22 protein-coding genes and 1 pseudogene are annotated in these 26,076 nt (G+C 33.4%); 17 read left to right on the forward strand and 6 right to left on the reverse strand.

Annotation, left to right across the window (positions count from 1 at the left end; translation table 11 throughout):
• Positions 1 to 170: 170 nt before the first annotated feature.
• Positions 171 to 632 carry an Lrp/AsnC family transcriptional regulator gene (locus MJQ71_RS08245; RefSeq protein WP_238806097.1) on the forward strand — a complete coding sequence of 154 codons (462 nt, stop codon included), beginning with the start codon at positions 171 to 173 and terminating at the stop codon, positions 630 to 632.
• Positions 633 to 711: 79 nt separating this feature from the next.
• On the opposite strand, the gene amaB is transcribed toward MJQ71_RS08245, so the two are convergent.
• The gene (amaB, locus tag MJQ71_RS08250) at positions 712 to 2,238 is read right to left on the reverse strand and encodes an L-piperidine-6-carboxylate dehydrogenase (protein WP_238806098.1); all 1,527 of its coding nucleotides are present in this window, start codon (positions 2,236 to 2,238) and stop codon (positions 712 to 714) included.
• Positions 2,239 to 2,278: 40 nt separating this feature from the next.
• The gene (locus tag MJQ71_RS08255; protein WP_238806099.1) at positions 2,279 to 3,196 is read right to left on the reverse strand and encodes a DUF5655 domain-containing protein; all 918 of its coding nucleotides are present in this window, start codon (positions 3,194 to 3,196) and stop codon (positions 2,279 to 2,281) included.
• Positions 3,197 to 3,330: 134 nt separating this feature from the next.
• Between MJQ71_RS08255 and MJQ71_RS08260 the strand changes: the two genes are divergently transcribed.
• Positions 3,331 to 4,164 (forward strand): alpha/beta hydrolase, encoded by an 834-nt coding sequence (locus MJQ71_RS08260; protein WP_238806100.1) that lies wholly within the window; start codon positions 3,331 to 3,333, stop codon positions 4,162 to 4,164.
• A gap of 23 nt (positions 4,165 to 4,187) precedes the next feature.
• Here MJQ71_RS08260 and MJQ71_RS08265 read toward each other — a convergent pair whose 3' ends face one another.
• Positions 4,188 to 4,601: a GNAT family N-acetyltransferase gene (locus MJQ71_RS08265; RefSeq protein WP_238806101.1), complete on the reverse strand. Its 414-nt coding sequence runs from the start codon at positions 4,599 to 4,601 to the stop codon at positions 4,188 to 4,190.
• A 167-nt stretch (positions 4,602 to 4,768) separates the two neighbouring features.
• Between MJQ71_RS08265 and MJQ71_RS08270 the strand changes: the two genes are divergently transcribed.
• From MJQ71_RS08270 to MJQ71_RS08295, 6 genes are all read left to right on the forward strand, one after another.
• The gene (locus tag MJQ71_RS08270) at positions 4,769 to 5,932 is read left to right on the forward strand and encodes a homogentisate 1,2-dioxygenase (RefSeq protein ID WP_238806102.1); all 1,164 of its coding nucleotides are present in this window, start codon (positions 4,769 to 4,771) and stop codon (positions 5,930 to 5,932) included.
• 68 nt (positions 5,933 to 6,000) lie between these two features.
• Positions 6,001 to 7,128 carry a 4-hydroxyphenylpyruvate dioxygenase gene (hppD, locus tag MJQ71_RS08275; RefSeq protein WP_238806103.1) on the forward strand — a complete coding sequence of 376 codons (1,128 nt, stop codon included), beginning with the start codon at positions 6,001 to 6,003 and terminating at the stop codon, positions 7,126 to 7,128.
• Entirely contained in the window at positions 7,125 to 7,856 is a 732-nt protein-coding gene (locus MJQ71_RS08280) for a phenylalanine 4-monooxygenase (protein WP_238806104.1), read from the forward strand. Before hppD ends, MJQ71_RS08280 begins: the two co-directional genes overlap by 4 nt.
• A 203-nt stretch (positions 7,857 to 8,059) precedes the next feature.
• Positions 8,060 to 8,497, forward strand: coding sequence for a MarR family winged helix-turn-helix transcriptional regulator (locus tag MJQ71_RS08285; protein WP_238806105.1), 438 nt, complete (start codon positions 8,060 to 8,062; stop codon positions 8,495 to 8,497).
• A gap of 64 nt (positions 8,498 to 8,561) precedes the next feature.
• Positions 8,562 to 9,776, forward strand: coding sequence for a fumarylacetoacetase (fahA, locus tag MJQ71_RS08290; protein WP_238806106.1), 1,215 nt, complete (start codon positions 8,562 to 8,564; stop codon positions 9,774 to 9,776).
• Between the two features lie 10 nt (positions 9,777 to 9,786).
• Positions 9,787 to 10,668: a flavin reductase family protein gene (locus MJQ71_RS08295; protein WP_238806107.1), complete on the forward strand. Its 882-nt coding sequence runs from the start codon at positions 9,787 to 9,789 to the stop codon at positions 10,666 to 10,668.
• A gap of 29 nt (positions 10,669 to 10,697) precedes the next feature.
• Here MJQ71_RS08295 and MJQ71_RS08300 read toward each other — a convergent pair whose 3' ends face one another.
• Positions 10,698 to 11,192: a peptide deformylase gene (locus MJQ71_RS08300; RefSeq protein WP_238806108.1), complete on the reverse strand. Its 495-nt coding sequence runs from the start codon at positions 11,190 to 11,192 to the stop codon at positions 10,698 to 10,700.
• Positions 11,193 to 11,302: 110 nt separating this feature from the next.
• On the opposite strand from MJQ71_RS08300, the gene MJQ71_RS08305 reads away from it, so the two are divergent.
• Together MJQ71_RS08305 and MJQ71_RS08310 are read left to right on the forward strand one after the other, a co-directional pair.
• Complete coding sequence (locus MJQ71_RS08305) at positions 11,303 to 12,538, forward strand: OmpA family protein (protein ID WP_238806109.1); 1,236 nt, start codon at positions 11,303 to 11,305, stop codon at positions 12,536 to 12,538.
• Positions 12,539 to 12,572: 34 nt separating this feature from the next.
• Positions 12,573 to 13,295 carry a carbon-nitrogen hydrolase family protein gene (locus MJQ71_RS08310; protein WP_238806110.1) on the forward strand — a complete coding sequence of 241 codons (723 nt, stop codon included), beginning with the start codon at positions 12,573 to 12,575 and terminating at the stop codon, positions 13,293 to 13,295.
• Positions 13,296 to 13,312: 17 nt separating this feature from the next.
• Here the strand turns inward: MJQ71_RS08310 and MJQ71_RS08315 are convergent, their stop codons facing one another.
• Positions 13,313 to 14,836, reverse strand: coding sequence for an NAD(P)H-hydrate dehydratase (locus MJQ71_RS08315; RefSeq protein WP_238806111.1), 1,524 nt, complete (start codon positions 14,834 to 14,836; stop codon positions 13,313 to 13,315).
• A gap of 82 nt (positions 14,837 to 14,918) precedes the next feature.
• On the opposite strand from MJQ71_RS08315, the gene MJQ71_RS08320 reads away from it, so the two are divergent.
• The 5 genes from MJQ71_RS08320 (at position 14,919) to MJQ71_RS08340 (ending at position 22,508) form a co-directional block, all read left to right on the forward strand.
• On the forward strand, positions 14,919 to 15,617 hold the full coding sequence (locus MJQ71_RS08320; protein ID WP_238806112.1) for a TIGR04283 family arsenosugar biosynthesis glycosyltransferase: 699 nt from the start codon (positions 14,919 to 14,921) through the stop codon (positions 15,615 to 15,617).
• Positions 15,618 to 15,698: 81 nt separating this feature from the next.
• Positions 15,699 to 16,736 (forward strand): VOC family protein, encoded by a 1,038-nt coding sequence (locus MJQ71_RS08325; protein ID WP_238806113.1) that lies wholly within the window; start codon positions 15,699 to 15,701, stop codon positions 16,734 to 16,736.
• A gap of 71 nt (positions 16,737 to 16,807) precedes the next feature.
• Complete coding sequence (locus tag MJQ71_RS08330) at positions 16,808 to 17,104, forward strand: DUF952 domain-containing protein (RefSeq protein ID WP_238806114.1); 297 nt, start codon at positions 16,808 to 16,810, stop codon at positions 17,102 to 17,104.
• 59 nt (positions 17,105 to 17,163) lie between these two features.
• A complete protein-coding gene (locus tag MJQ71_RS08335; RefSeq protein ID WP_238806115.1) occupies positions 17,164 to 17,499 on the forward strand; it encodes an arsenosugar biosynthesis-associated peroxidase-like protein in 336 nt (111 codons plus the stop codon).
• A gap of 143 nt (positions 17,500 to 17,642) precedes the next feature.
• Positions 17,643 to 22,508 (forward strand): T9SS type A sorting domain-containing protein, encoded by a 4,866-nt coding sequence (locus tag MJQ71_RS08340; RefSeq protein ID WP_238806116.1) that lies wholly within the window; start codon positions 17,643 to 17,645, stop codon positions 22,506 to 22,508.
• Between the two features lie 34 nt (positions 22,509 to 22,542).
• Here MJQ71_RS08340 and MJQ71_RS08345 read toward each other — a convergent pair.
• A pseudogene (locus MJQ71_RS08345) lies at positions 22,543 to 24,259 on the reverse strand (GMC oxidoreductase).
• Between the two features lie 414 nt (positions 24,260 to 24,673).
• Here MJQ71_RS08345 and rlmF point away from each other — a divergent pair.
• Both rlmF and MJQ71_RS08355 read left to right on the forward strand, forming a co-directional pair.
• The gene (gene rlmF, locus MJQ71_RS08350) at positions 24,674 to 25,657 is read left to right on the forward strand and encodes a 23S rRNA (adenine(1618)-N(6))-methyltransferase RlmF (RefSeq protein ID WP_238806117.1); all 984 of its coding nucleotides are present in this window, start codon (positions 24,674 to 24,676) and stop codon (positions 25,655 to 25,657) included.
• Between the two features lie 81 nt (positions 25,658 to 25,738).
• Entirely contained in the window at positions 25,739 to 26,059 is a 321-nt protein-coding gene (locus MJQ71_RS08355; RefSeq protein ID WP_238806118.1) for an ArsR/SmtB family transcription factor, read from the forward strand.
• Positions 26,060 to 26,076: the final 17 nt, after the last annotated feature.

Consider the following 26,076-nt stretch of genomic DNA (forward strand, 5'->3'; position numbering starts at 1 on the left):
GAAATTGTGTTATATGAGAATAACAAAATTTATCTTACAAAAGTACGATTTAAAGATTGATTTTTTAAATAAATTACAAAAAATAGATAAATTATCTAAAATTCAATTGTTTGATACGGTTTTTATTTTTAATTTTGACATAAATATTTGATAAAAACGACATTTTATCTATGCAAAAATTAGATAGTACCGACCGTGAAATTTTGAAGTCACTTCAAGAAAACGCTCACTTAACAACCAAAGAATTAGCTTCTCGATTGAATCTTTCACCAACACCCGTTTACGAGCGTGTAAGAAGATTGGAAAATGAAGGAGTAATAAAAAAATACGTAGCCGTAATTGACCGTGAAAAAGTAGGCAAAGACTTAATGGTTTTTTGTAATATTCGCTTAAAAGAACACGCCCAGGAAGCTGGCAAAAAGTTTGTGCTTGAAATTGTGAAATTGCATGAAGTAATCGAATGCCACAATATTTCGGGTGAATACGATTTCATGATAAAAGTTGTAGTCGAAGATATGCGTGAATACCAAAGTTTTTTGATGAATAAACTGGCTTCTCTCGAAAATATTGGAAGCACACACAGCACATTTGTGATGAGCGAGATTAAAAACGAAACTAAGTTAGAAATTTAGATTTGAAATAATGAATAGGAGATTCGAGAAATGTTTTTAACAAAATCTCGAATCCCATATTTTAAATCTGATAATTAAACTATAAATCAAACTTAATGCCTTGAGCAAGAGGCAGTTGCGTACTATAATTGATGGTGTTTGTTTGACGACGCATATAATTTCTCCAAGCATCTGAACCACTTTCACGCCCCCCACCTGTTTCTTTTTCTCCGCCAAAAGCACCACCTATTTCTGCTCCAGAAGTACCAATATTTACGTTGGCAATTCCACAATCAGAGCCTGCGTAAGATAAAAACTGCTCGGCTTCACGCATATTTAGGGTAAAAATTGAAGATGAAAGTCCTTGTGGAACCGCATTTTGCAATTCAATGGCTTCATCAAGCGTTTTAAATTTCATTAAATATAAAATCGGTGCAAAAGTTTCGTGGCAAACTGTTGAAGTTTGGCTCTCAACTTCAACAATTGTTGGCTTTACATAACAGCCTGACTCAAAGCCATTTCCAGTTAAAACTTCATTTCCACAAAGCACTTTTCCTCCTTCGTTTTGTATATTGGCAATGGCGGTTTTATAATTATTTACTGCATCAGTATCAATCAATGGCCCAACGTGATTATGCATATCAAGTGGGTCACCGATTCGTAGTTGAGCGTAGATTTTAACTAAACGGTTTTTCACTTCTTCGTACATACTTTCGTGCAGAAATAATCGGCGTGTGGTTGTACAACGCTGTCCCGCAGTTCCAACTGCACCAAAAACTACCGCAGGAATAACTACTTCTAAATCAGCATTTTGAGTGACGATAATAGCATTATTTCCACCCAATTCTAACAAACTTTTCCCGAAACGAGCGGCTACAGCTTGACCAACCGCCTTACCCATGCGAGTAGAACCAGTGGCAGAAATCAAGGCCACATTGGCATCATTAGAAAGCCACTCTCCTACTTTTCTATCACCAATAATCAAACTCGAAACGCCTTCAGGAATATCATTTTTTTTGAGAACAGTTTGAATAATATTTTGACAAGCGATGGCAGTTAAAGGAGTTTTCTCTGATGGTTTCCAAACACAAACATCCCCACAAATCCATGCAAGCATGGTATTCCAAGACCAAACCGCCACAGGGAAATTAAACGCTGATATAATCCCGACGATTCCAAGCGGATGCCATTGCTCATACATTCGGTGCTGCGGACGCTCAGAGTGCATTGTCAATCCATAGAGTTGGCGAGAAAGGCCGACCGCAAAATCGCAAATATCAATCATTTCTTGTACTTCTCCCCAGCCTTCTTGTAGGCTTTTGCCCATTTCGTAACTTACCAAACGGCCTAAAGCATCTTTATTTTCACGCAAGGCATCGCCCATTTGTCGTACAATTTCCCCACGTTTGGGAGCAGGAACTGTTCTCCAAACTTTAAATGCTTCTTTGGCATTTTCAATTACTTTATCATAATCTTCTCGATTCGCTTGTCGGACTTTCCCAATCAATTGTCCATCAACGGGCGAATAAGAATTAAGCACTTTGCCACTACCAGCCCAACTTTCAACACCAGTGCTTACTCCATTGTTGAGGGATTTAATTTTAAGCGTTTTTAATACTTGTTTCATTTGTTTTGTTGTTTTTTTGAAGTGTTATTTTGTTTGTAGTTTAAATTTTATTTTTTTTCAATGATTGTTTTATTAAACTTATAATGTAATCGAAATCGTCATCATTATTCATTAGAATTTCATAATCACCATTTCCCCAATGCCCTAAATTAGAAACATCCCTTGTAATTCCTTTTGGGTCATTTAATTCTCCTTTTTTTAAATTAATCCATAATTTTAAATTATTTTTTGCAAAATTTATATCAATTATATTTGACTTTGAAACAAAGGCTATGTAAAGTTTTTTGGGTTTTACTTCAATTTCATCCAAATTTAAAATTTCAGTTTTTAACTTTTGATATAATTCAAAAATTTCGACGTTGACTTTAGCTAAGTGTTCTTGCTCTGTATATACTTTTATTTCATTTGACACTTTTTGAATTGTATCATCTTTTCTGCTAATTGTTTTTACACTTACCGTCGAATTTAAAGTTTGAATTTTTGTATAGCTCACCATTTTATTGTCAAATCTTTTAACTTCCCAAAGTTCAATTGGTAAGTCCTTGAAACTAATGGCTTCTCTTTGATAAGTAGTAAAATAAGGAGAAACAAAAATTACTTTTGATTGAGACCAATCAACATTATCTCTTTTTAAACTAACAGTGTTGTTTTCATTAAATTCTAAAATAAAATCTGCTTTATTATTGAGCATCAAAGATAAATAAGCAAATCCTTGGTCTATTACACTATAATTTTTGTCTCGCTTATATTCTATAATGACAAAAGCGTTTGATTCAAAATCGAATGCCAATGTATCAATTCTAAAATTACCTATAACAAACTCATTCTTTACAAATTTCAAATTAAAAATTGCCTTTAAATTATTTTCGGTTAGCTTTTGAATATCCTTTTCAAGTTTAAAGTCTAATTCTTTCACTTGTTCTAAACATTCATTATCTTTTATACTAAATAGCGACATTCCTCTTCTTTTTTTATAATAAATATAAATTCCCCTCCCACAAATATAAAGAAACCAACCCAAGCCACAAACTCTCAATACTTTATCATGATATTTCTTTATATTTATGCTTCAAATCTATTCAATCAACTAAAATGAACGCTACCGAATTATCTTGGAAAACTTCCGACGGAATCAATATTTACGGCAAAATGTGGAAAACAAATATGCCTACAAAAGCCGTAATTTGCCTTATGCACGGCATGGGCGAACATATCAATCGTTATAATCATGTAGCCGAAATGTTCACTTCTAATGGTTACGCTGTCATTGGCTGCGACCAACGTGGTCATGGAAAATCAGGTGGTTCTCGTGGACATTTTCCTGATTTTGAGACTTTTTTAGATGATGTAGATGCCTTGTTAAATGCTACTTCCGAACATTTTCCTGATGATAAAAAGATTCTTTATGGCCATAGTATGGGTGGAAATTTGGTAGCAAATTATTTACTTCGTCGGCAACCAAAAATTACTGGTGCAATTTTGTCTTCACCTTATTTTCAATTGGCTTTTCAACCTTCAAAAATCACGCTTTTCATCGGAAAATTAATGAAAGGTATTTTTCCTGCATTATCATTGAGTAGCGGCTTAGATTCTTCTGCTATTTCAAGAGATGCTAGTGTCGTAAAAAAATACAACGAAGACCCATTAGTTCATGACAAAGTTTCGGCAAAAATGGGAATCGAAATGATAGAAACGGGTCAATGGGCCATTGATAATGCTGAAAAGCTAAGTGTTCCAACACTTATTTATCACGGTACAGCCGACAGACTAACTTCTTTCGCAGGAAGTAAATTATTTGCCGAAAAAGTAGGAAAACTCGCAACTTTTGTGCCATTTGAAGGCCTTTTTCATGAAACTCACAACGAACCAGAAAAAGAAGATGTCTTTAAAATGATTTTACAATGGTGCAATAATGTTATTCAATAACATTCAAATTTAATTTTGTATAACTATAAAAGGGCATCCGCATCATCCAACATAAACGCTTTTGGATGATGCGTCATTCCTATTCTTGGGTAATAATCCACAGCCGCTGGAGCTGAAAGTAAAATCAATTTAGCTTCTCGAGAAAGTAATTTCGTTTGCCGAATCAATTCTTTTCCAATACCTTGTTTTTGGTAATTTTTATCTACAAATAAATCAGAAAGGTAGGTACAAAATACCCAATCAGTAACTGACCTTGCAACACCAACTAATTTCCCTTCATGACGAGCAGTCACTATTAAGTTGGCATTTTCAACCATAAGTTTTATTCTATCTAAATCATCAATCGGACGGCGTTCTCCTAAAGTTGAAGCAATCAAGGTTGCCCTAAACTCTTGCCAATCAAGGTTTTCTTCTTGTTTATATTTTATCTCCATCATACTTATTGTTTCTCAAATATAATTATTTAAGCTAAAAAAGACCATAAAACTTATTTAAGTACAAATCAATAAAAAAATATTCACAATATAATTGTCATAACAATTAATTTCAATAACTTTGTACGCATAACAATATTTAGTACAACAATTAAATATTTTCTATTCAAATGCCTATTTATCATAAACTAGGAAAAATTCCATCTAAAAGACATACGCAATTTGAAAAACCCGAAAATAAAGGCTTATACTATGAGCAGCTTTTCGGAACAATTGGCTTTGACGGAATGGCTTCATTGATGTACCACATTCATCGACCAACGCAAGTCGTACAAATTCTTGATAGCAAAGACATTACGCCAAAAATAGCCGATACTCACAACATGATGATGCGGAAATTTATCGGTTTTGATGTTACTCCAAAGGATGATTTCTTAGAAAGTCGAGTACCGATGATGACAAATTCCGCTTGTACAATCGGCTTGGCTGCTCCAACAAAATCTTTACGTGAATATTTCTATAAAAATGCTGATTCTGACGAATTGCTTTTTATTCATCAAGGTTCTGGTACACTTCGTACGCAACTGGGAAATATTAATTTTGAATACGGCGATTACTTTATTATTCCACGAGGAATTATCTATCAAATTGATTTTGAAACAACCGAAAACCGTATTTTTTACGTAGAATCTCATTCACCAATTTATACCCCAAAACGTTACAGAAATCATTTTGGACAGCTTTTGGAAAGTTCACCATTTTGCGAAAGAGATTATAAACTTCCTGAAATATTAGAGACTTTTGATGAAAAAGGCGAATTTTTAATAAAAATTAAGAAACAAAACCAACTTCATCAATTAGTTTACCAATATCATCCTTTTGATGTTGTTGGGTTTGATGGCTATAATTTCCCTTGGGGTTTTTCGATTCACAATTTTGAGCCAATCACAGGTAGAATTCATCAGCCTCCACCCGTTCATCAAACTTTTCAAAGCGATGCTTTTGTGATTTGTTCGTTTTGTCCGAGACTTTACGACTATCATCCTAAGGCAATTCCTGCTCCTTATAATCACTCAAATATTGATTCTGATGAGGTAATTTATTATGTAGATGGCGATTTTATGAGTCGAAACGATATTGCAAAAGGGCATATCACGCTTCATCCTGGCGGTATTCCACATGGCCCTCACCCAGGAGCAATGGAACGTAGCATTGGAAAATTAGCTACACAGGAATTAGCAGTCATGGTTGATACTTTTCAACCACTAAAAATCACTGAAAATGCTTTAAAATATGACGACGGAAAATATTTTCAGAGTTGGAAAGCCGATTAAATTGAATTTAACGGGTTGTTCAAAGATTTACACAAAATAAAAAATCATCATCGCTAAAAAATAAAATAATGCTACTCCAAGAAACAAAAAATATGATTGACCAAGATATTAATTTTCTACCAATCAACGGCACAGATTATATCGAATTGTATGTAGGCAATTGCAAACAGGCTGCACATTATTATCAAACAGCTTTTGGTTTTCAGCCGTTAGCTTATGCAGGTCTTGAAACAGGTCTGCGTGACCGTGAAAGTTATGTGTTGCATCAAGGGAAAATTCGTTTGATTTTGACTTCACCTCTTCATGGAGGGACAGCGATTGGAAAGCACATTGACCAACATGGTGACGGTGTAAAAGTAGTAGCTCTTTGGGTTGACGATGCACGAGATGCTTACTATGAAACTATTTCTCGTGGAGCAAAATCATATTTTGAACCAACCATTGAAGAGGATGAATTTGGTAAAGTTGTGCGTTCGGGCATTCATACTTATGGAGATACTGTTCATGTTTTTGTGGAAAGGAATGAATACAAAGGAGTTTTTCTGCCAAATTTTAGAGCATGGAAACCAAGTTATCATCCTTCGCCAGTTGGTTTAAAATACATTGACCATATCGTAGGAAATGTTGGTTGGAACGGCATGAATGAATGGGTTAATTTTTATGGAAAAATAATGGGATTTAATCAATTAGTAAGTTTTGATGACAAAGATATTTCAACCGAATATACAGCTTTGATGAGCAAAGTTATGTCAAATGGAAATGGGCGAATCAAGTTTCCAATTAACGAACCAGCAATTGGAAAAAAGAAATCCCAAGTAGAAGAATACCTTGGTTTCTATGGTGGTGCAGGTGTGCAGCATTTGGCAGTTGCAACTGATGATATTATCACAACTGTTACACATTTGCGGGAACATGGTGTTGAATTTCTGCAAGTTCCCGCTAGTTATTATGCTGAACTAAAGGAAAGAATTGGTGATATTGAGGAAGAAATTGAACAACTAAGCCAACTCGGAATTTTGGTTGACCGTGACGAAGAAGGTTATTTACTTCAAATTTTCACCAAACCAATTGAACCAAGACCAACCATGTTTTTTGAAATTATTCAGCGAAAAGGAGCAAAATCTTTCGGAAAAGGCAATTTTAAAGCACTTTTTGAAGCAATTGAGCGTGAACAAGTTTTGAGAGGAACGCTATGAAACAAAATTATAACTTATATACAACCTCCGACCAAGAAGTTTGGAGACGACTTTTTGAACGACAAATGCAAAAGTTGCCATTCATTGCTAGCGAGGTTTATCTTGAAGGTATCGAAAAAGCAGGGTTTGTGGCCAATCATATTCCTGATTTTGATAATGAAACAAATCCTCGACTTCAAACACTTACGGGTTGGTCTGTTGTGGCAGCCGATGGGCTCGTGCCAATCAAAGAGTTTTTTGAACTTTTAGCCGATAAAAAATTCCCAGCATCGACTTGGTTACGTAAAATCGACCAACTTGATTATTTGGAGGAACCTGATATGTTTCACGATACTTTTGGTCATATTCCTTTATTGACAAATCAAGATTTTTGTAATTTTTTGGCAGAATTTAGTAAGATTTCTTTGAAATATATTAATCATGAAGTTGCTGTAAAATTCTTACAAAAACTATATTGGTTCACGGTTGAATTTGGATTAATCAAAGAAAAACAGCTGACAAAAATTTATGGCGGAGGCATTATTTCATCAAGCGGAGAAAGTACATATAGTCTTTTCAGCGGTGTTCCAACAAGAGTTCAATATTCGATTGAAGAAATTTTTAATACCGAAGTGAAAATTGATGCTTATCAAAAAAAATATTTTATAATTGATTCTTACGACCAATTGTTTCAATCATTGCCAAAATTTGAAGAAATTTTAGAGCAGCAATTATTAGTGTATCAATAATTGAAGGTTTTTTCTACTTTTGTAATATTAATTGTTCTTAGCCAACAGCTATTAGTTATATGATTTAAAATATTGTTTGGATTTAGTTGTTATTTATACAGTATTCTATTGTTTTTTTAATAAATAACCGAATTCTTTAATTTTTACTCATTGCTAAAAGTCAACCGCCAAAAACCTACAAAGTAGATAAAGACTCAAAATAAATGACACACTCAGACAAACGTTCGTACTATTTCAAGATTGATACTACCATCAAAAGGATTCGTAGCTTCATGCAAAAAGGCCTAACTGATGGCGGAATTGACTTAACTGTTGACCAATGGGTAGTCATTGACCACATCAAGCCCAAGGCTGGAATTAGTCAAAATGATTTGGCAGTTGATACCGCGAAAGATGCTCCAACAATTACTAGAATTTTGGATTTATTAGTCGAAAAAGGATTAGTTCGCCGCCAAATGGCCGACGATGACCGACGAAAATTCAATATTTATTTAACCGAAGAAGGTGAAATTTTACATCAAAATGCCTTAGGTGTAATTGGTGAAATTCGTAGAAAATCATGGGGAAACCTTACTGATGAAGACTATGAGCATCTTGTAAGAATAATGGATAAAATTCACGAAAATGTAAGTGAAAAATAATTGAGTTTATGAATTCAGTTGGAAAAACTGTTTTTCGTAAACTGAATTCAAAATATAAAACTGAATGAACACTTGGCTCAAAATAGCATCAAATAGCGATTTTTCAATTTATAATTTGCCTTTTGGCATTTTTAGTACTTCCAAAAATAAACCTAAAATTGGCACTAGAATTGGAGATTTTGTCATTGATTTGGAACAATTACGCAAACTAGGTTTACTTCAAATTCCACATAATATTTTCAATCAATCAAGTCTAAATCCTTTTATTGGTTTGGGTAAAAAACGAACAAATAATGTTCGTTTACAAATTCAAAAATGGCTTTGTGAAGATAATTCTCCCTTAAAAAAACATTTTGACCATGTTTTTCATAAAATTGAAAACATCAAAATGCACTTACCTGTTAAGATTGGTGATTACACAGATTTTTATTCGAGCATCGAACACGCAACCAATGCTGGCAAAATTTTTCGCCCTGATAATCCACTTTTCCCAAACTGGAAACATATACCAATAGCCTATCATGGTCGAGCGAGTTCAATTGTTATTTCTGGAACGCCTATTCATCGTCCAAAGGGACAATTTAAACCAGCTGATGCTTCAAGTCCTGTTTTTGGGCCAACCAAAGAGATGGATTTTGAATTAGAAATTGGAGCAATTATTGGTAAAAACTCTTCACATGGAGAATCAATAAATATCTCAGAATCAGAAGATTATGTGTTTGGACTTGTCCTTTTCAATGATTGGTCAGCAAGAGATATTCAACGATGGGAAACGCTTCCTTTAGGGCCATTTTTAGGTAAAAACTTTGCTTCTTCCATTTCACCTTGGGTCGTTACAATGGAATCTCTTTCACCTTTTAGAGTTGAATCACCAACCCAAGACCCCGCTCCATTACCTTATTTAAAAGTAGATGGCAAACGAAACTTTGATATAAATTTAGAGGTAAAATTGGGAAACAATATTATTTCTGAGACAAATTTCAAGCAAATGTATTGGAGTATTGCTCAACAAATTTCGCATCATACTATCAATGGTTGTAATCTAAAAATTGGCGATTTATTAGCTTCTGGAACCATAAGTGGCTCAGAACCAAACAGTTATGGCTCAATGCTAGAATTAAGTTGGGGTGGAAAAAATCCGATTAAATTAAAGAATGGAGAAACCAGAACTTATCTTAAAGACGGCGATGAGGTGATAATAAGCGGATTTTGCAAAAAAAACGAAATCAGGGTTGGTTTTGGAGAAGTTAGTGGAAGAATTTTGCCTGCAATAAGTTAAATTTTCAACAATGTTAACATTAAATCCTAAAGAATTAGATTCGAGAGTATTTTACAGTTATATGACTGGAACGGTTGCACCACGCCCAATTGCTTTTGCAAGTACTGTTGATAAAGTGGGAAATGTTAATTTAAGTCCGTTCAGTTTTTTTAATATTATGGGCATTAATCCACCTATTTTAGTTTTTGCACCAAACAATCGTGGCCGAGATGGCTCCAAAAAAGACACCATTTTGAATCTCGAAGAAGTTGGAGAAGTGGTAATAAATATGGTTGATTTTAGTATGGTTCAACAAATGTCTTTGTCGAGTATTGAGTTTCCAAAAGGCATAAATGAGTTTATAAAATCAGGATTCACCGAAGAAAAATCAGTTTTTGTAAAGCCGCCAAGAGTAAAAGAATCTCAAACACAATTTGAGTGTAAAGTGCTCGAAATCAAACAAATTGGAACAATGAATTTGGTTATTTGTGAAGTTATTTTAGGACATTTTTCTGATAGAATTATTGGTGAAAATGGAAAAATCGACCAACAAAAAACTGACTGGGTTGCACGAATGGGCGAAAATTGGTATGCAAGAGCTGACAAAGTTTCTATGTTTGAAGTAGAAAAACCAACCTCTAAAATCGGCATTGGTTACGATGCTATTCCTGAAAAAATTAGGTTTTCTAAAATTCTTAACGGCAATCATTTGGGACAATTAGGTAATGTTGAAACCCTGCCAAATCAAGATCAAATTTTAGCATTTCGAGAAACGCCTTTCATGCAAGAAATTATCGAACAAGTGCTATATGGTTGTGCTTTTTTAGATAATTTATTACATGCGGCAGCAGCAAAACTACTTGACCAAAACAAAGTTAAGGAAGCTTGGTTAGTTTTACTTCAATCAAATTAGTTAAAATATTTTATTCATTTAAACTATTTTCAATCAGGCGTTGGTCGCCATTTAAATGATTGATTATCAATGGCTCGCATGGTACAAAGTATGCCGTCTAAATGGTCATATTCATGTTGGAGCAATTCAGCAATGGCATCTTCTACCATCCAAGATTGACTTTGCCAATTTTCATCTAAGTACCTAATTGTCAAACCTTTATGTCGTTTAACTTTCACTAATAAATTTGGAAATGACATACAATCATCCCATAATTCAAACGTTTCTTCGCTCAAATTTTCAAAAACAGGATTAATAATAATAATCGGACGGTCAAGATTTAGGTAAATCAGCCGTTTCATCACTCCCAATTGTGGTGCGGCGATGCCTCGTCCAAATTTATATTTTGCCCGAATTTCTTCCATCACATGATGTAAATCTGTTACCCATTCACTAACCATAGGTAATTCATGTTCATAAACAGGCTCACAAACTTCATATAATCTTGGGTCGCCGAGTTGGAGTAAATCTTTTAAGGTTTTCAATTCGAAATCTATTGATAACAAAGTTCATTTAACAAAAATTAACAAACGCAAATAAACTAAAAAATAGCTATATTCGTTTTTTCGGTGCAACAAATTAGCTTTAATCCATCATGAAAAATTTACTTATAATCACCTTCTTTTTATTTTCTTATTGTGGATTTGGTCAGTTAATCACCAAAATGCCCGAAATTGACGACCAAACAAGTTATGAAACCGATATTACAAAAGTAGAAATTCGGGATAATTATACCATCATTTCGTTTTCTTATCAAGCAGCAGCAAGAAAAAACAATTCTTATCAATTTCAATTTCCTTACCCAAACGAACGCCAACCTGCCTCAATTTCGAGTATTTCATTTGAACCAAAAAGTTATTTGAACGGTAATGGAAAACGTTTCAAATATATCAAATCAATTGGAATACCTGAAACCCCCGAAAATATGACCGTTAATCCAGGTCAAAAATATCGTTTTACGGTTTATTTTGAAAAACTTGAACCTGGAATTGAAACTTTCAACCTTATCGAAGGCAAAAATAGTAGTCAAAGTACTTATCAATATTGGAATTTTTATGGCGTTCATATTAATAATCCTCTGGTTAAAAAGGCTACTCCAACCGCACCAAATGATAACGGGGAAATTGCTATCACAATTAAAGGAAAACTTTTTGATGCAAAAACCAATAAACCAATTTCGGGTAAAGTTAGCTACCGTTTTGATTATGATGCACAAAAATCAGACTCGGTAAAAACCAATAATTTTGGAGAATATTTATTCAAAATTAAACCAGATTCTTATACTTTTATTGCCACAGCCAAAGGTTATGAAGATGGCCAAGAAAGCATGGACTTTTCAAAATCCACTAAAAATCAGCAATTTTCGCAGAATATTTATCTAAATCCAATTGTTGAAAAACCTATAAAAAAGACAGAAACACCAAAAATTGAAGAACCAAAAATCGAACCAGTCGAAGTTCTCAAGGAATCGCCAATCACAAAAATTGAAGACAATAAATTTAGGTTAAATAATTTCATTTTTAATCTCGGAGAAGCAACTTTCTCGCCTGAATCTACCGACCAAGTTGACGCTCTTTTAAAAATGTTGAAAGAAGACCCAAAAATGAAAATCCGATTAGAAGGACATACAGATAATGTGGGAGACCCCGATAAAAACAAACGTTTATCTTTAGAAAGAGCCTATAATGTTCGAGAATATCTAATAAGTAAAGGAGTCGCAGGAAACAGAATTCAGTTTAAAGGCTACGGCGATACAAAACCAATTGCCGACAATAATACTGAAGAAGGTCGAAAAATGAACCGTAGAGTTGAGTTTGTGATTTTAGAGTAAATGGTTTGTATCAATAATATCTAACACTTTGAGAATGAAACTTTGCGTAGCTCAAACCCGACCAATAAAAGGTGATATTGAAAAAAACATTCAAAATCACCTTCGATTAATTGAATTAGCTGTGTCAAATCATGTCGAAACAATCATTTTCCCTGAATTATCATTAACTGGCTACGAGCCTACCTTAGCTAAAGATTTAGCTACCAATCAGCATGATAATCGTTTTGAGATTTTTCAAAAAATAAGTAACTCAAACGCCATTCGCATTGCGGTTGGCATTCCTACAAAATATGAAGAAAAAATTCATATCAGTTTGGTTATTTTTCAGCCCAATGAAGAGGTTAGGTTATATTCAAAGAAATTTTTACATGCTGACGAAGAACCATTTTTTACAAGTGGACAAAGCTTGACAAACTTTATCGGAAATGAAATTGCGTTAGCCATTTGTTATGAATTATCTGTTGCAGCACATATTGAAAAATCATTTAGCGATGGAGCTAAAATATACATTGCAAGCGTAGCAAAATCAAAAGATGGCGTTGAAAAAGCTTTTAAAAGTCTATCAGAAATAGCAAAAAAATACGAACTGACTGTACTAATGTCTAACTGTTTAGGCAAAAATGACGATTTTGTAAGTTCGGGAAACTCTGCAATTTGGAATAATAAAGGTGAATTATTAGCTCATTTGAATGATGCTGACGAAGGTATTTTAATTTACGATACAGAAACGAAAATGATAACTGAAATTGTTATTTAGACAATAATTTCATAAACTTAAAACCGAATATTTTCAATAATATCGCTCGCAATCATATTATTCATTCCTCGATTTTGGGCAGCTTTATCACCTGCTAAACCATGTTGATAAACGCCCAAAATCGCAGCTTCTTTTGGACTATAACCTTGGGCGAGTAATGCCAAAATCATCCCTGTTAACACATCACCGCTACCTGCTTTTGCCATTCCTGCATTTCCTGAAGAATTAAAATGTATAGTACCATCAGGCAATGCAATTGCTGTATTTGCTCCTTTCAAACAAACAATAACTCCTTGATTCACAGCAAATTGCGTTAATAACTCTAACTTTTCATAATCATCTTTCCAAGATTTATTCAATAGATTTTGAAACTCTTTTGGGTGAGGAGTCAATATTGAATTTTTCGGAATCTTACTCAACGACTCTCGGTTTTCATCCATCGACAAATTATTCAGTGCATCTGCATCGATAACCATCGGGATACTCAATTCAGCACAGAGTTCACACAATTGCTCAATACTTTCCTTAATTTTAATGTTTACGCCTAATCCTGGTCCAATTCCAACTGCTTGAAATTTATTGGCAATATTTTCAATGTTATATTGAGTCGAAATAAATAAATCAGATTCGCCAGATGCAGTTTCCCAGTACATTGCTTCTGGTAAAAGCATTTGCATGATTGCCAAACCCGATGGAATCGAATGTACGGTTAATTTTCCAACGCCAGACCGCATACAAGCACGTGCAGAAAGTATGGCCGCTCCCATCATTCCGTAACTTCCCGAAACCAGCAAAGCATGACCAAAAGTGCCTTTATGAGAAAATTTCTTTCGCGGTTTTATTAATTTTTCGACTTCCAATGGTGTTGAATAAAAAAATTTGGCTGTCACTTTTTCGATAAAATCTTCATTTAATCCAATATCCACAATATGCCAATCACCTACAAATTCAGCATTTTGAGGCAGCATAAAAGCTAATTTCGGTATTTGAAAACTAACCGTGTGTGTTGCTTTTATAATGGTATCAGATAAATTATTTGATTTATTGGCAAACAATCCAGAGGGAATATCTACCGAAATAATTGGCACTTCGCTCTCATTTAGCTTTTCAACGACCGATTTTAACAAACCTTCCAATGAGCGAGACAAACCCGAGCCCAGAAGTGCATCAATTATGACGTCTTTTTTTTCAAAATTAACTATAAACGATTCATTATCAATAATTTTCACTGGAATCTGTTTTTCCAACCGATAAAGGTTTTGGTCAAAATTCTCCGAAATTTTCTTGGAAAACTTCACAACAAAAACCTCTAAATCATATCCTAAAGGATGAAGCATTCGGGCAATCGCCAAGCCATCTCCTCCATTATCGCCAAGTCCACAAAAGATTTTTACTTTATAATTTCCAACCAAATAATTTTCTTTAAACCAAGACACAAAAGCACTCGAAGCACGTTCCATCAAATCTATTGAATCGATGGGTTCGTGCAGAATTGTATAAGCATCTGCTTCTCTAATTTCATTCACAAATAAAATTTTCATTTATTTTATTTCTTTTAAATCTCGAAAAAACTTTATTTCGTAAACTTCAAACTTATATTTTTACGAAAATTGACTAAAAGCTTTGAAAATTAGTGTTATTATTCCGACTTATAATGAAGCCGAAAATATTGGCTTTTTAATCGAAACTTTGCAAAAGTTTGGAGGAGTAAATTTACACGAAATAATCGTAGTAGATTCTCCATTTACTAATGATAATACTTTTGAAATTACTAAAAAATTTGATATATTTTTTGTAAAATCGCCTAAAAGTGGCCGAGCGACGCAAATGAATTTTGGAGCGACATTGGCAAGTGGGGATGTACTTTACTTTGTTCATGCAGACATAAAAATCCATCCTGATTTTACTTTTGACATTATTTGTTCGATTGAAAATGGGTACGATTTCGGTTGTTATCGTTATCAGTTTGATTCTTCTAGTTTTTTATTAAAAATCAATGCTTTTTTTACGCGATTTCCTTTCATTTGGTGTAGAGGTGGCGACCAAACGCTTTTTATTCGTAAAAATGACTTCATAAATGTGGGGCATTTCGATGAAAACCTTCTGATTATGGAAGATTATGAATTTATATTGAGAGCAAATAAACAATTGAAATTTAAAATTATTCCAAAAAATGTAATTGTGTCTGCCCGTAAATACAAAACAAATTCATATCTTCGGGTTCAAAAAGCAAATTTTAAATTAATGCGAATGTTTCTTAATGGGAATGCTTCACAGCAAGAAATGGTTGAAACTTATCGTAAAATGTTAGATTACAGATAATGAAATATGATACAAATAGGGGTATTTTATAAGCCAAATGTCATAGAGTAAAAGTCATTACAAACCCTATTTACAAATTATATGTCAGAACTGATTAGTGGAATTCAGCAAGTTGGAATTGGTGTAAAAAATGCACAAGAAGCATTTAGTTGGTACAATAAAACTTTGGGGCTGAATGTGCCTCTTTTTGATGATGTTGCAGAAGCAACCCTAATGACTCGCTATACAAATGGAAATGTTCGTCAACGCCGTGCAATTTTAGCATTAAATATGGCTGGTGGCGGTGGTGCAGAAATTTGGCAATCGAATCGTCCAGAGCCACTTGCAGCAGATTTTGAGCCACAAATCGGTGATTACGGTATTTTTGCAGTAAAAATAAAATGTTCGAATGTCAAAAAATTTGCCGAAAAACAAAACTTAAACACTACAAATTCGCCAGAAAACAAACCTTATTCATGGCTAAAAGATAGTTATGGCAATCAACTTCAAGTAGTTCAAGACAATTCTTGGTTTAAACAAAATGACAGTTTAACAGGCGGAGTTTTGGGTGTGATGATTGGCGTAAGCGATATTGACAAAGCCCTGAATTTATATCAAAATATTCTGCAAATCAGTGAGTTAATTTATGATGAAACTGGCACATTTGAAGATTTAAAAGAGTTGAATGCTGAAACAAAACGTTTCCGTAGGGTTTTGTTACGTAAACCAATGAATAATACTGGTGCGTTTAGTCGATTGCTTGGAAATGTAGAAATTGAACTAATTCAGGCTCTTGACTCAACACCAAGAAAAATATTTGATGGCAGAAGTTGGGGAGATTTAGGTTTTATCCATGTGTGTTTTGACACGCTTGATATGGATACTTTGAAGAAAAAATGTGATGCGAATGGTTTTCCTTTTACAGTTGATAGCGATGATACTTTTGATATGGGCGAAGCTGGTGGTCGATTTACTTATTTAGAAGACCCAGACGGAACGCTCATCGAATTTGTGGAAACGCATCGCGTACCAATTTTGAAAAAAATTGGTTGGTATCTCAATCTAAAAAAGCGAAAAACACAAAAACCTCTACCCGATTGGATGGTTTCGACGATGGGTTGGGGAAAAGTTAAAGCATAAAAAAATTAAATAAAAGAAAAAGACGTCCAAATTGGGCGTTTTTTTATGAAAAAATATTTAAAACAAGCAAAATGGCAACAATTTATCACATAACCAGCAAAGAATGGTGGCAAAAATGGAATGAACTTGATTATTATGAAAGTCCAACATTTCACCAAGAAACTTTTATTCATTTAAGTACTTCCACACAAGTGGCGGGTGTACTCGAAAGATATTATGCTGGTCAAAGTAATTTACTGAAACTTCATATTAATACTGAAATGTTAACTGCTGAATTGAAATATGAAAAAGCGACTAACGATGAGTTATTCCCGCATTTATTTGGGTCGCTCAATAAAAGTGCGATTGAAAAAATTGAAGAACTTTAGCGTTTAAAGTCTATTTCAAACAAAAATCCGTATATAAATCAAAAAATATCAAGAAAATTATGAAAACGTATTACAATCCTGATGATTTAGCAAAATTTGGTAAAATTGGCGAATTTGGTGGTAAAGATTTAGCCAACAAGTTTTTTAATTATTATGGCGAAACCTTTAAGGATGGAGCATTAACGGAACGAGAAAAATCATTGATTGCCTTGGCTGTTGCTCATACCATGCAATGCCCATATTGTATTGATGCATACACAGCTGACACGCTCGCCAAAGGTTGTACAGAAGATGAAATGATGGAGGCTGTTCATGTTTCGGCAGCTTTGGCGGCTGGAGTAAAACTTGTTCATAGCGTTCAAATGATTAATAAAGCAAAAGAGTTGATGATGTAAATCTCTATTGTTGACTCAAAAAGGACATTCAGGAAGATTACTATTTTCTGAAATGCCCTTTTTTTTTATTCATTGAGTTTCTCATTTTTGGAATTTTTCGGAAATATCTCTTATTTTTGATAATTATATCAAACCAACTTCAAATGAAATTAAAATCTACCATTTATCTTTTTATTTTCTTCCTCACATTATCAATCGCTAAAGCACAACAATCAGGAAACAGCGTTTATGCTTATTTTAACAATCCAACAACAGATAGTTATTCTTGTGGTGGTCATTCAATCATTGGAGAATTATCTGCCTACTACTATAATTATGATGAAACAGGAAATGGTCAATCTACTGAAATCGTTTTAATGGATGATAATCAGCTCTTTCTTGAGATTGCTGACATCAATTCTAACAATTTTTCTAAAATTCCTGTAAACAAAATTGATATTGGAAATTACAGAAAAGGATTATTCAAATTGCCTGATAGCCTAAAAGTAGGCAAGCAATATTTAATCAGAATGAGTACCACTAATCCAGCTTTAATATCAAATATAACTACCATCACTTTTGGTGCTGGAGTTGTGCCTTACAGCGTAAATTTTAACCAAGAATTTGATTTCTACACAATCCCTTCAAATGTCTATCTTAATGTAAATATTAAGATTAAAAACGGTAAAGACAGTATTCAAAATCAATTTTATCAGAAATATTTTGTTAAACTTTCCGATGGTACTAAAAAAGAATTTAGTGCGTATTATATGCCTTCCTACGCCACTATTCAAGTTTTGGCGAAAGACACTGTAAATGTTTATAAAATAACCGAAATAGTAAATTCATGTGGAGTAAAAGGAGAAATTTCGGGAGAAGCAAAGGCAAAAAAAAAGCAATACCTAGATTTGATTTTTATAAAAAGTTCGTTTCCAGAAGATAGCTACAATATTTGTAGTGGGTCTAAAGTCAGTATTGATGTTAATTCCAAATCATTACCACCAAAAAGTAAATTAAAAGTACAGGTATCGAAGGATTATTATTTTAGTACCCTTTTAGGAGAATTTGATGCTGTTTTAGATGAAAATAATCGACTTGTATTCGATATTCCAAAATATCTAAAAGAGAATGAACAATTCACCATTCGAGTTTATAGCAGTGAAAAGAATTTGATGAGTAACAGTATGTCATATTATGTGATGCCTGTTTTGAATACTATGTCCTATTATTACAGTTATTCAAAGGCAGATAATATAAACATTTACTTTTATGCATACAATCCTGAAACGAATCAATCTAGTACGTTGCCAATTCGGGAATTAGAAATTAATGGCAAAAAAATAGATAAAAGTGAAATTGATTATAGCACCATTAATATAAAACTCACTCAAAAAGACACGGTTTTAACCATTAATAAAATCACTAATACTTGTGGCAATTTAGCAATCCTCAACCCAACAATTACTTTTAAACCTTCAAATTTTAGGTATTTAACATTCAAAACAGACAACAAACCCGTTTGTCAAGGAAGCACTATTGATTTACCATTTGAAATCAATAATACCGCAAGAATCAACGAAATTAAGTTTGAAACTTATATTAGTGCAACGGGAAGAGAATATTCAGAAGAAACAAAATCATACTCTGGAAAAACCGCTTACACGACAATTTATAACATAAAATATAGTTATAATTCGGAGAAAAAAAATGTTTCGGTCACAATTCCTGACAACCTGCTTGAATTATTAAATAAACAATTCAGTAATCGCAAAGTAAATATACAAGAATTATATTTTTCGATGTATGGGTATTCAAATACATCAACATTATCAATTTCAAGCAATTATTTCCATATTCCAGTAAAATTAGCTCCAATCTTAAAACTAACTTCGCCAAGTATCGAAGTTCTTGGTAAAGGCAATGTAAAAATTCCTGTTCAATTTATAGGTGGCGATAAAATTAGTTATGCTTTATCAAATGGATTGAAAGGAAATATTGACCAAAAAAACTATGATTGCTACTATTGCGAACCATTGAGTAGCGGAGAAGACAGCATCAATGTTTTGGTCGAAAAAAATAGTACATTTAGAATCGTTTCTGCTGAAAACGACTGTGCTGTGGCAGCAATTTCTGGCGAAACAAAAGTGATTGTTAATAATCCTGATTTACAAAAAATAGAAATCGATGCTTCTATTGGGCAAAAAGCGTGTTCTAATTCAACGTTTGAAATACCTTTCAATAAGTATGGCACTTGGAATAATCAAAAAATATATGCTTACGTTACAGTTTATGATTATAATAAAAATAGTACACAATATAAATACGAAGTAACAACTTCACCGTTTAAATATAAAGTACCCAATGTTAGTAGTTATAGACAATTTACGGTGAGGTTTGAAACAGAAAAGAGTGAAATAAAAACCAAAGTTTATTCATTTTCAATCGTTTATTTTCCCAATAATGTTAACTTTTCAACGAGTTATTATTCAATAGATTATAAGGATGGCGTCGAATTAATAAAACTTGTAGAAAATACTTCATCTCAAAATATCAACTTTAATTTCTATGGCTATGGAGGAGATTTAGATTTCAAAGTCAATGGAATAAATCAGGAATATTCGTATAGTGATGGCAATTATTCTTCTTTGAGTTCAAGTTTTACTTTTAAAAAAGACACGACTATTATTCTTAACTCAGTATCAAATAGTTGTGGAACTTTAGAAATTAACCGAAAGTTTGTTATTTCGACAACTCCGACTGTCATAAAAAATATCTACGAAAGTTCCTACCAAAACTTTTTACCTACTTCTTCTTGTGCTGGTTCAAAAAGATATATTCACTATGAATATGCGGGTAAAATACCTAAAAATGACTCAGTGATAGTACAAATTGCAGGTTATAAAGGTGAAATTTCGTCGCCATCAAAATTAGTTTTTTTTGATATTCCAACCAAACAAGGTATCAACGAACTACTCGTAACAATTCCTGATACATGTTTTGGTTCTTATGCATTCAGAGTACGTTCGGCTGTTACATCTTCGGTATCGTATTACAATTATGGCCTTCATTTTGAACAAAAACCAATTATTAAACTGACGTCAAAATCAGGTGCAACCGAACTTTTGAATACCGAAGGCGTGTATTTATACCTACAATCTAATCTTGAAAAATCACAGAGTTATAACCTTGTAATGAATGATGGAAGTACATATTCTAATTATGATTTTGGTCAATATTTTAGCAGCGACTATAATGATTCCACTCAAAAATATACACAAGTAATCAGAAATTATGGAAAATTCTTCAATCCAAAACAAACTATCACTTATTCAATCGCATCGGTTTATAATTATTGTGGAATTGGTAAAGCAGAAGGAAGCATCAAAGTAATTGTTAATCCAAAGATTAATCCGAGTATAAATAATGAATTATCAAGCTCTACGTTTTGTGCAAGCGATAGTTTAAAGCTTAATTTGAGTTATTTTGGCGAATTCCCTAAAGATACGCTTATGGGTATTTATTTGCATACAAATGCCAAAGCTGCTTATAATCAAGAATTAGCAACATTTAAAAACAATCCAAGCGAAATCAGTGTAAAACTTCCGAAAGAGGTATATTCAGGCTATTATTTTATTCAAATTCGTAAAAAAAGCCGTTCTAAAATTTATTATTCTGGAAATTCTCGACCAGATTCATTGTCGAGAATTGATATGTCTAAAAATTGGGATTCAGAATATTTGTATTTCAACATTGCAACTCCACCAAACATAAATTTGAGTGGTAGTACAGAGATTTTCGTTGGAAATTCGGCAAAGCTAAATATTAATCCAATCAACAATCTTGGACAAGATATTTCAGTTTCAAAAGATACTATTTCATTTATTTACGGTATGCCTTACTTTTTTGAGTTTAATAACGGAAGTAAATATACATCTACCAACGCCTCAATTGTTGTCAACCCATCTAAAACAACAACTTACACAATTTCATCTGTTAAAAATTATTGTGGCGTAGGAAAACCTAGCGGAAGTGCGACCATAACCGTTTTGCCCAAATCAGACAAACGGATTGAAAGTCTTGGTTTTTTAAGAAAAGCTGATTATCAAGAAAAAGAAGTGATTTATTATTACTATTATGATTCATATACCGAATACTGTGCTGGAAAAAGTGATTCATTAGATATTAAAGTTTATGGCGTGACAAAAGACAGTGATTTTTCTAAATATAAAGTTTTATTGTCAGATAAAGATGGACAAAATTACAGTCCAATTAAAACCACTAAATCGGTTCTAGTGGTTGATTCGCTTGCTTATAAAATCGTAAGATTATGGCACGAATTACCCGAAGACCTAAAATTTGGATATAGTTACCGTATTAAAGGAGTATCTGACGATGAAGGGATTTTGAGTACGCCTATAATTCATCCTTTAAAAATACATGAATTGCCAACAGCTTCTTTGACAGGTAATGCAACTTTCTTGACGGGTGAAAAAGTCAGTGCAACAGTAAAATATACTGGAGATTTACCTTGGTTAACATCAGTCGTTGACAACGATGGAACGCTCGTGTATAATGGTCTTCCTTCCAAATCTGATTCGACTGAAAACTTTAAAAACTTTCAACCAAAATTGATTTATACCAATGAATTAAAACTTGAATTAGCACCTCAAAAAACAAATACTTACAAAGTCTCAAAAGTTTATAATATGACTTGTGGTTCAGGAAAAATCATGCAAGGAGAGTTTTCTGTTGATTTGATTTTGGCAAATGAAAATCTTTCACAAAATCTCATTCAAATTTATCCAAACCCAACAGTTAATCAATTAAATATTGATTTATCTACATTAAATGCCACCACCACGATTGATTTATTTGATATAAATGGGCGTTTATTGAGCAGTAAAATTATTGATAAAAGCGAAGTTCATCAAAAACAAAATTGGGATTTTAGCCAATATCATACTGGAACATATTTATTAAAAATCAGCAGTGATAAATTTTTACAGACTTATCGAGTCATGAAATATTAGTAAAAATGGGGCATAAAATTTATGCCCCATTTTTTTACAAATTCATCTTTTTTAATTCTTCCACAGCATAATTTGCCGCTCGGGCCGAAAGAGCCATATAAGTTAAGGATGGGTTTTGACACGGTGAAGAAGTCATTGCAGCACCATCTGTGCAAAATACATTTTTCACTGCATGATGCTGGTTATATTTATTAAAAACAGAATTTTTTGGGTCATTTCCCATGCGAGCCGTACCCATTTCGTGGATACTCAAGCCAATCGTAGCTTTTGCATCAAAACCTTCGATATTTTTAAAACCTGATGCTTCCATCATTGCAACGGCTTGTTCTTGAGCATCTTTTCGCATTGCCATTTCATTTTCTCGATGCTGTGCATCAAATTTTAAAACAGGCTGCCCCCATTTATCCTTCATTTCTTCAGTAAGAGAAACTTTATTTTCGTAATAAGGCAAACATTCTCCAAAAGCGTCCAAAATCATTTTCCATTTACCAAATTGGGTGTTTTTTTCTTTAAAATCTTCTCCAAAACCTTCCATTCCCGCGGCACTGCCCCAACCTTCACGCCAAGTATAAACTTCAAATCCATAACCTCGTTTGAAATTTTGCTTATCGCCATTCACATTTCTAAAGCGTGGAATATATAAACCCGCAGGATGGCGACCATAATAAACTTTATCTAAATCGCCTTCATAATCGGCATTTGCCCCAACATGAAAATGATGGTCCATCAAATTATGACCCAATTGTCCGCTATCGTCCATCCCATTAGGAAAACGATTAGACTTAGAATTCATCAAAATAAAGGTTGAACCTAGAGCCGAAGCATTCAGGAAAATCACTTTGGCATTGAACTCAATCCATTCATTGGTTTGCTCATCAATTACTCTTACGCCAGAAGCTTTTCCTGTTTTTTCATCGTAAATGATTGAATTAACAATCGAATGTGGACGAATCGTCAAATTTCCAGTTTTGCGTGCTGCTGGAATTGTAGCTGATTGACTACTAAAATATGCCCCAAACGGACAACCACGCATACAAAGATTCCGAAATTGACATTTTGCTCGTCCCAATGCAGTTTGTTCTTCCGTTGGCTGAGTCAAATGAGCGGCTCGAGCGGCAATCACTTTTCGGTCGGAAAATTTTGTATTAACTGCTTCCCTAAAATGACTTTCAATACAATTTTCAGGTAAAGCAGGTTGAAAAATGCCATCGGGTAATTGAGGCAATCCATCACGATTTCCTGCAATTCCTGCAAATCGCTCTACATGGTCATACCACGGAGCAATATCTTTATACCTGATAGGCCAATCAACACCAATTCCTTCTTTTATATTTGCTTCAAAATCTAAATCTGAAAAACGAAAAGAATACCGTCCCCACATGAGCGAGCGTCCGCCAACATGATAGCCACGAATCCAGTCGAATGGTTTATCTTCTACATAAGGATTTTCTAAATCATTAACAAAATGATGAGCCGTTGCTTCAGTAACCGTAAAACCAGTACGGTTTTGAATCAATTGCTTTTCAAGTTCTTTTTCGGGCATTTTTAAGTTATGATGCTCAAATTTCCCAAGGGGCTTTCATTGCCGTATGATAATCTTTTACGTGTTCAATCATTCTTCCACGTTCAAGCATCAATACTTTAAGTCCTTTTTCGGATAATTCTTTTGCAGACCATCCACCCGAAATCCCAGAACCCACCACAATAGCATCATAAGTTATTTGCTCTTTTTGTTTTCCTTGTGTATTCATTTTGTTTTTTAATTTGTTGCTCCAATGTCTTTATAAGTTGGTGAATATACAAATTATTCAATGATGTCAAAAATTTCAATTATTTTCTACATAATAAATGTAACATTCCAAAATCACGTAAAAACCCCTAGCGATTATAGTATTTTAACGCTATGCTTGCTTCACTTAAGTACTTAAATTTGTAGCATCTTAATAGCCATGATATAAGTATTTAGTACTGAAAGCTGATTCTTCGGAATCAGCCTTTCATACTAAAGAATTACAGTTTGTTTTTTTTTTGTTTAAAATAAGGTTTCATTAGTTTAGGGTTAGATACGTAGCACACCTTTACATTAGAGCGTGTGCTATTTTTTTTCTATCAAAACGTAAATTATATTTTATTGCTGTACTTTTGTTGGAAATAGTGAATATTAAATGAAATCAAAAGGAAACATAAAATCTACTAAAAGCCCTAATAATTCAGAGAAAAATGGACTTCACCCACGTAATCCACACCGATTTCGTTATGATTTTGAGCAATTAATTTCCTCTTCTGCTGAATTATCTCCTTATGTTTTTGTAAATCAATATAATAACGAAACCATTGATTTTGCGAATCCAGATGCTGTTAAAACACTTAATAAAGCTATTTTGAAACATTTTTATGCCATAAATCTTTGGGATATTCCCAAAAACTACCTTTGTCCACCAATTCCAGGTCGAGCCGATTACATTCATTATATTGCTGATTTGCTCGCTTCTTGTAATAACAATCTGATTCCGACTGGTAAATCAATAAAAATACTCGATATTGGCATTGGGGCAAACTGTGTTTATCCCATTATTGGACAAAAAGAATACGCTTGGCAGTTTGTCGGTACGGATATTGACCCAATTGCTATCAAATCGGCCAAAAACATTATTGATTCAAACCCAATTCTTGCAGGAAAAATTGAGTGCCGTTTGCAGGAATCAAATAATAATATTTTCAAAGGCATAATCATACCTAATGAGGCTTTTGATGTTTCAATTTGTAATCCGCCTTTTCATTCTTCACTCGAAGAAGCAACGGCTGGCACACAACGAAAACTTAGAAACTTGGGAAATAATAACGCTAAAAAGCCAATTTTGAACTTTGGTGGACAAAATTCCGAACTTTGGTGTGAAGGTGGTGAAGAAGCTTTTGTGTGTAAAATGATTCGTGAAAGTGCCACAATTCCAAATCAATGCTTTTGGTTTACGAGTTTAATTTCCAAAAAAGAGCATTTACAAAGTATTTATCATGCACTTCGCCAAGCAAAAGCATTTAGCGTTCGCACCATCAAAATGACACAAGGACAAAAAAACAGTAGAATTGTAGCTTGGACTTTCCTCAACGAAACTCAACAAAAAGAATGGCAAAAGAGAAAGTGGAAATAATCAAATTCAAAGAGAAAATTCATATTTCTCTTTTTTATTCAAAAACTATATCGTAATATTGCAATATAAAAATAAGCGATAATGGGTATTACAAAAACTGACCTTTTTACTGAAAATCAAAATGAGATTGCAACACTGGCAAAAGCCATCGCACATCCAGCAAGAGTTGCTATTATTGAGTATTTATTAAAAGTAAATGCCTGTATTTGTAATGATATTGTGAACGAACTTCCATTGGCTCAACCGACCATTTCGCAACATTTAAAGGAGTTGAAAAATGCTGGAATTATCAAAGGAAATATTGAAGGCAATGCCATTTGTTATTGTATCAATGAAGTAAAATTTAGTAAAATTCAAGGGCTATTTGCTTCGGTAAAAGCTCCTAACAATAGTTGTTGTTAAAATTTTAATCATAAAAA

This window comes from Emticicia aquatica (genome assembly GCF_923079645.1).
In the GTDB taxonomy this organism is placed as follows: domain Bacteria; phylum Bacteroidota; class Bacteroidia; order Cytophagales; family Spirosomataceae; genus Emticicia; species Emticicia aquatica.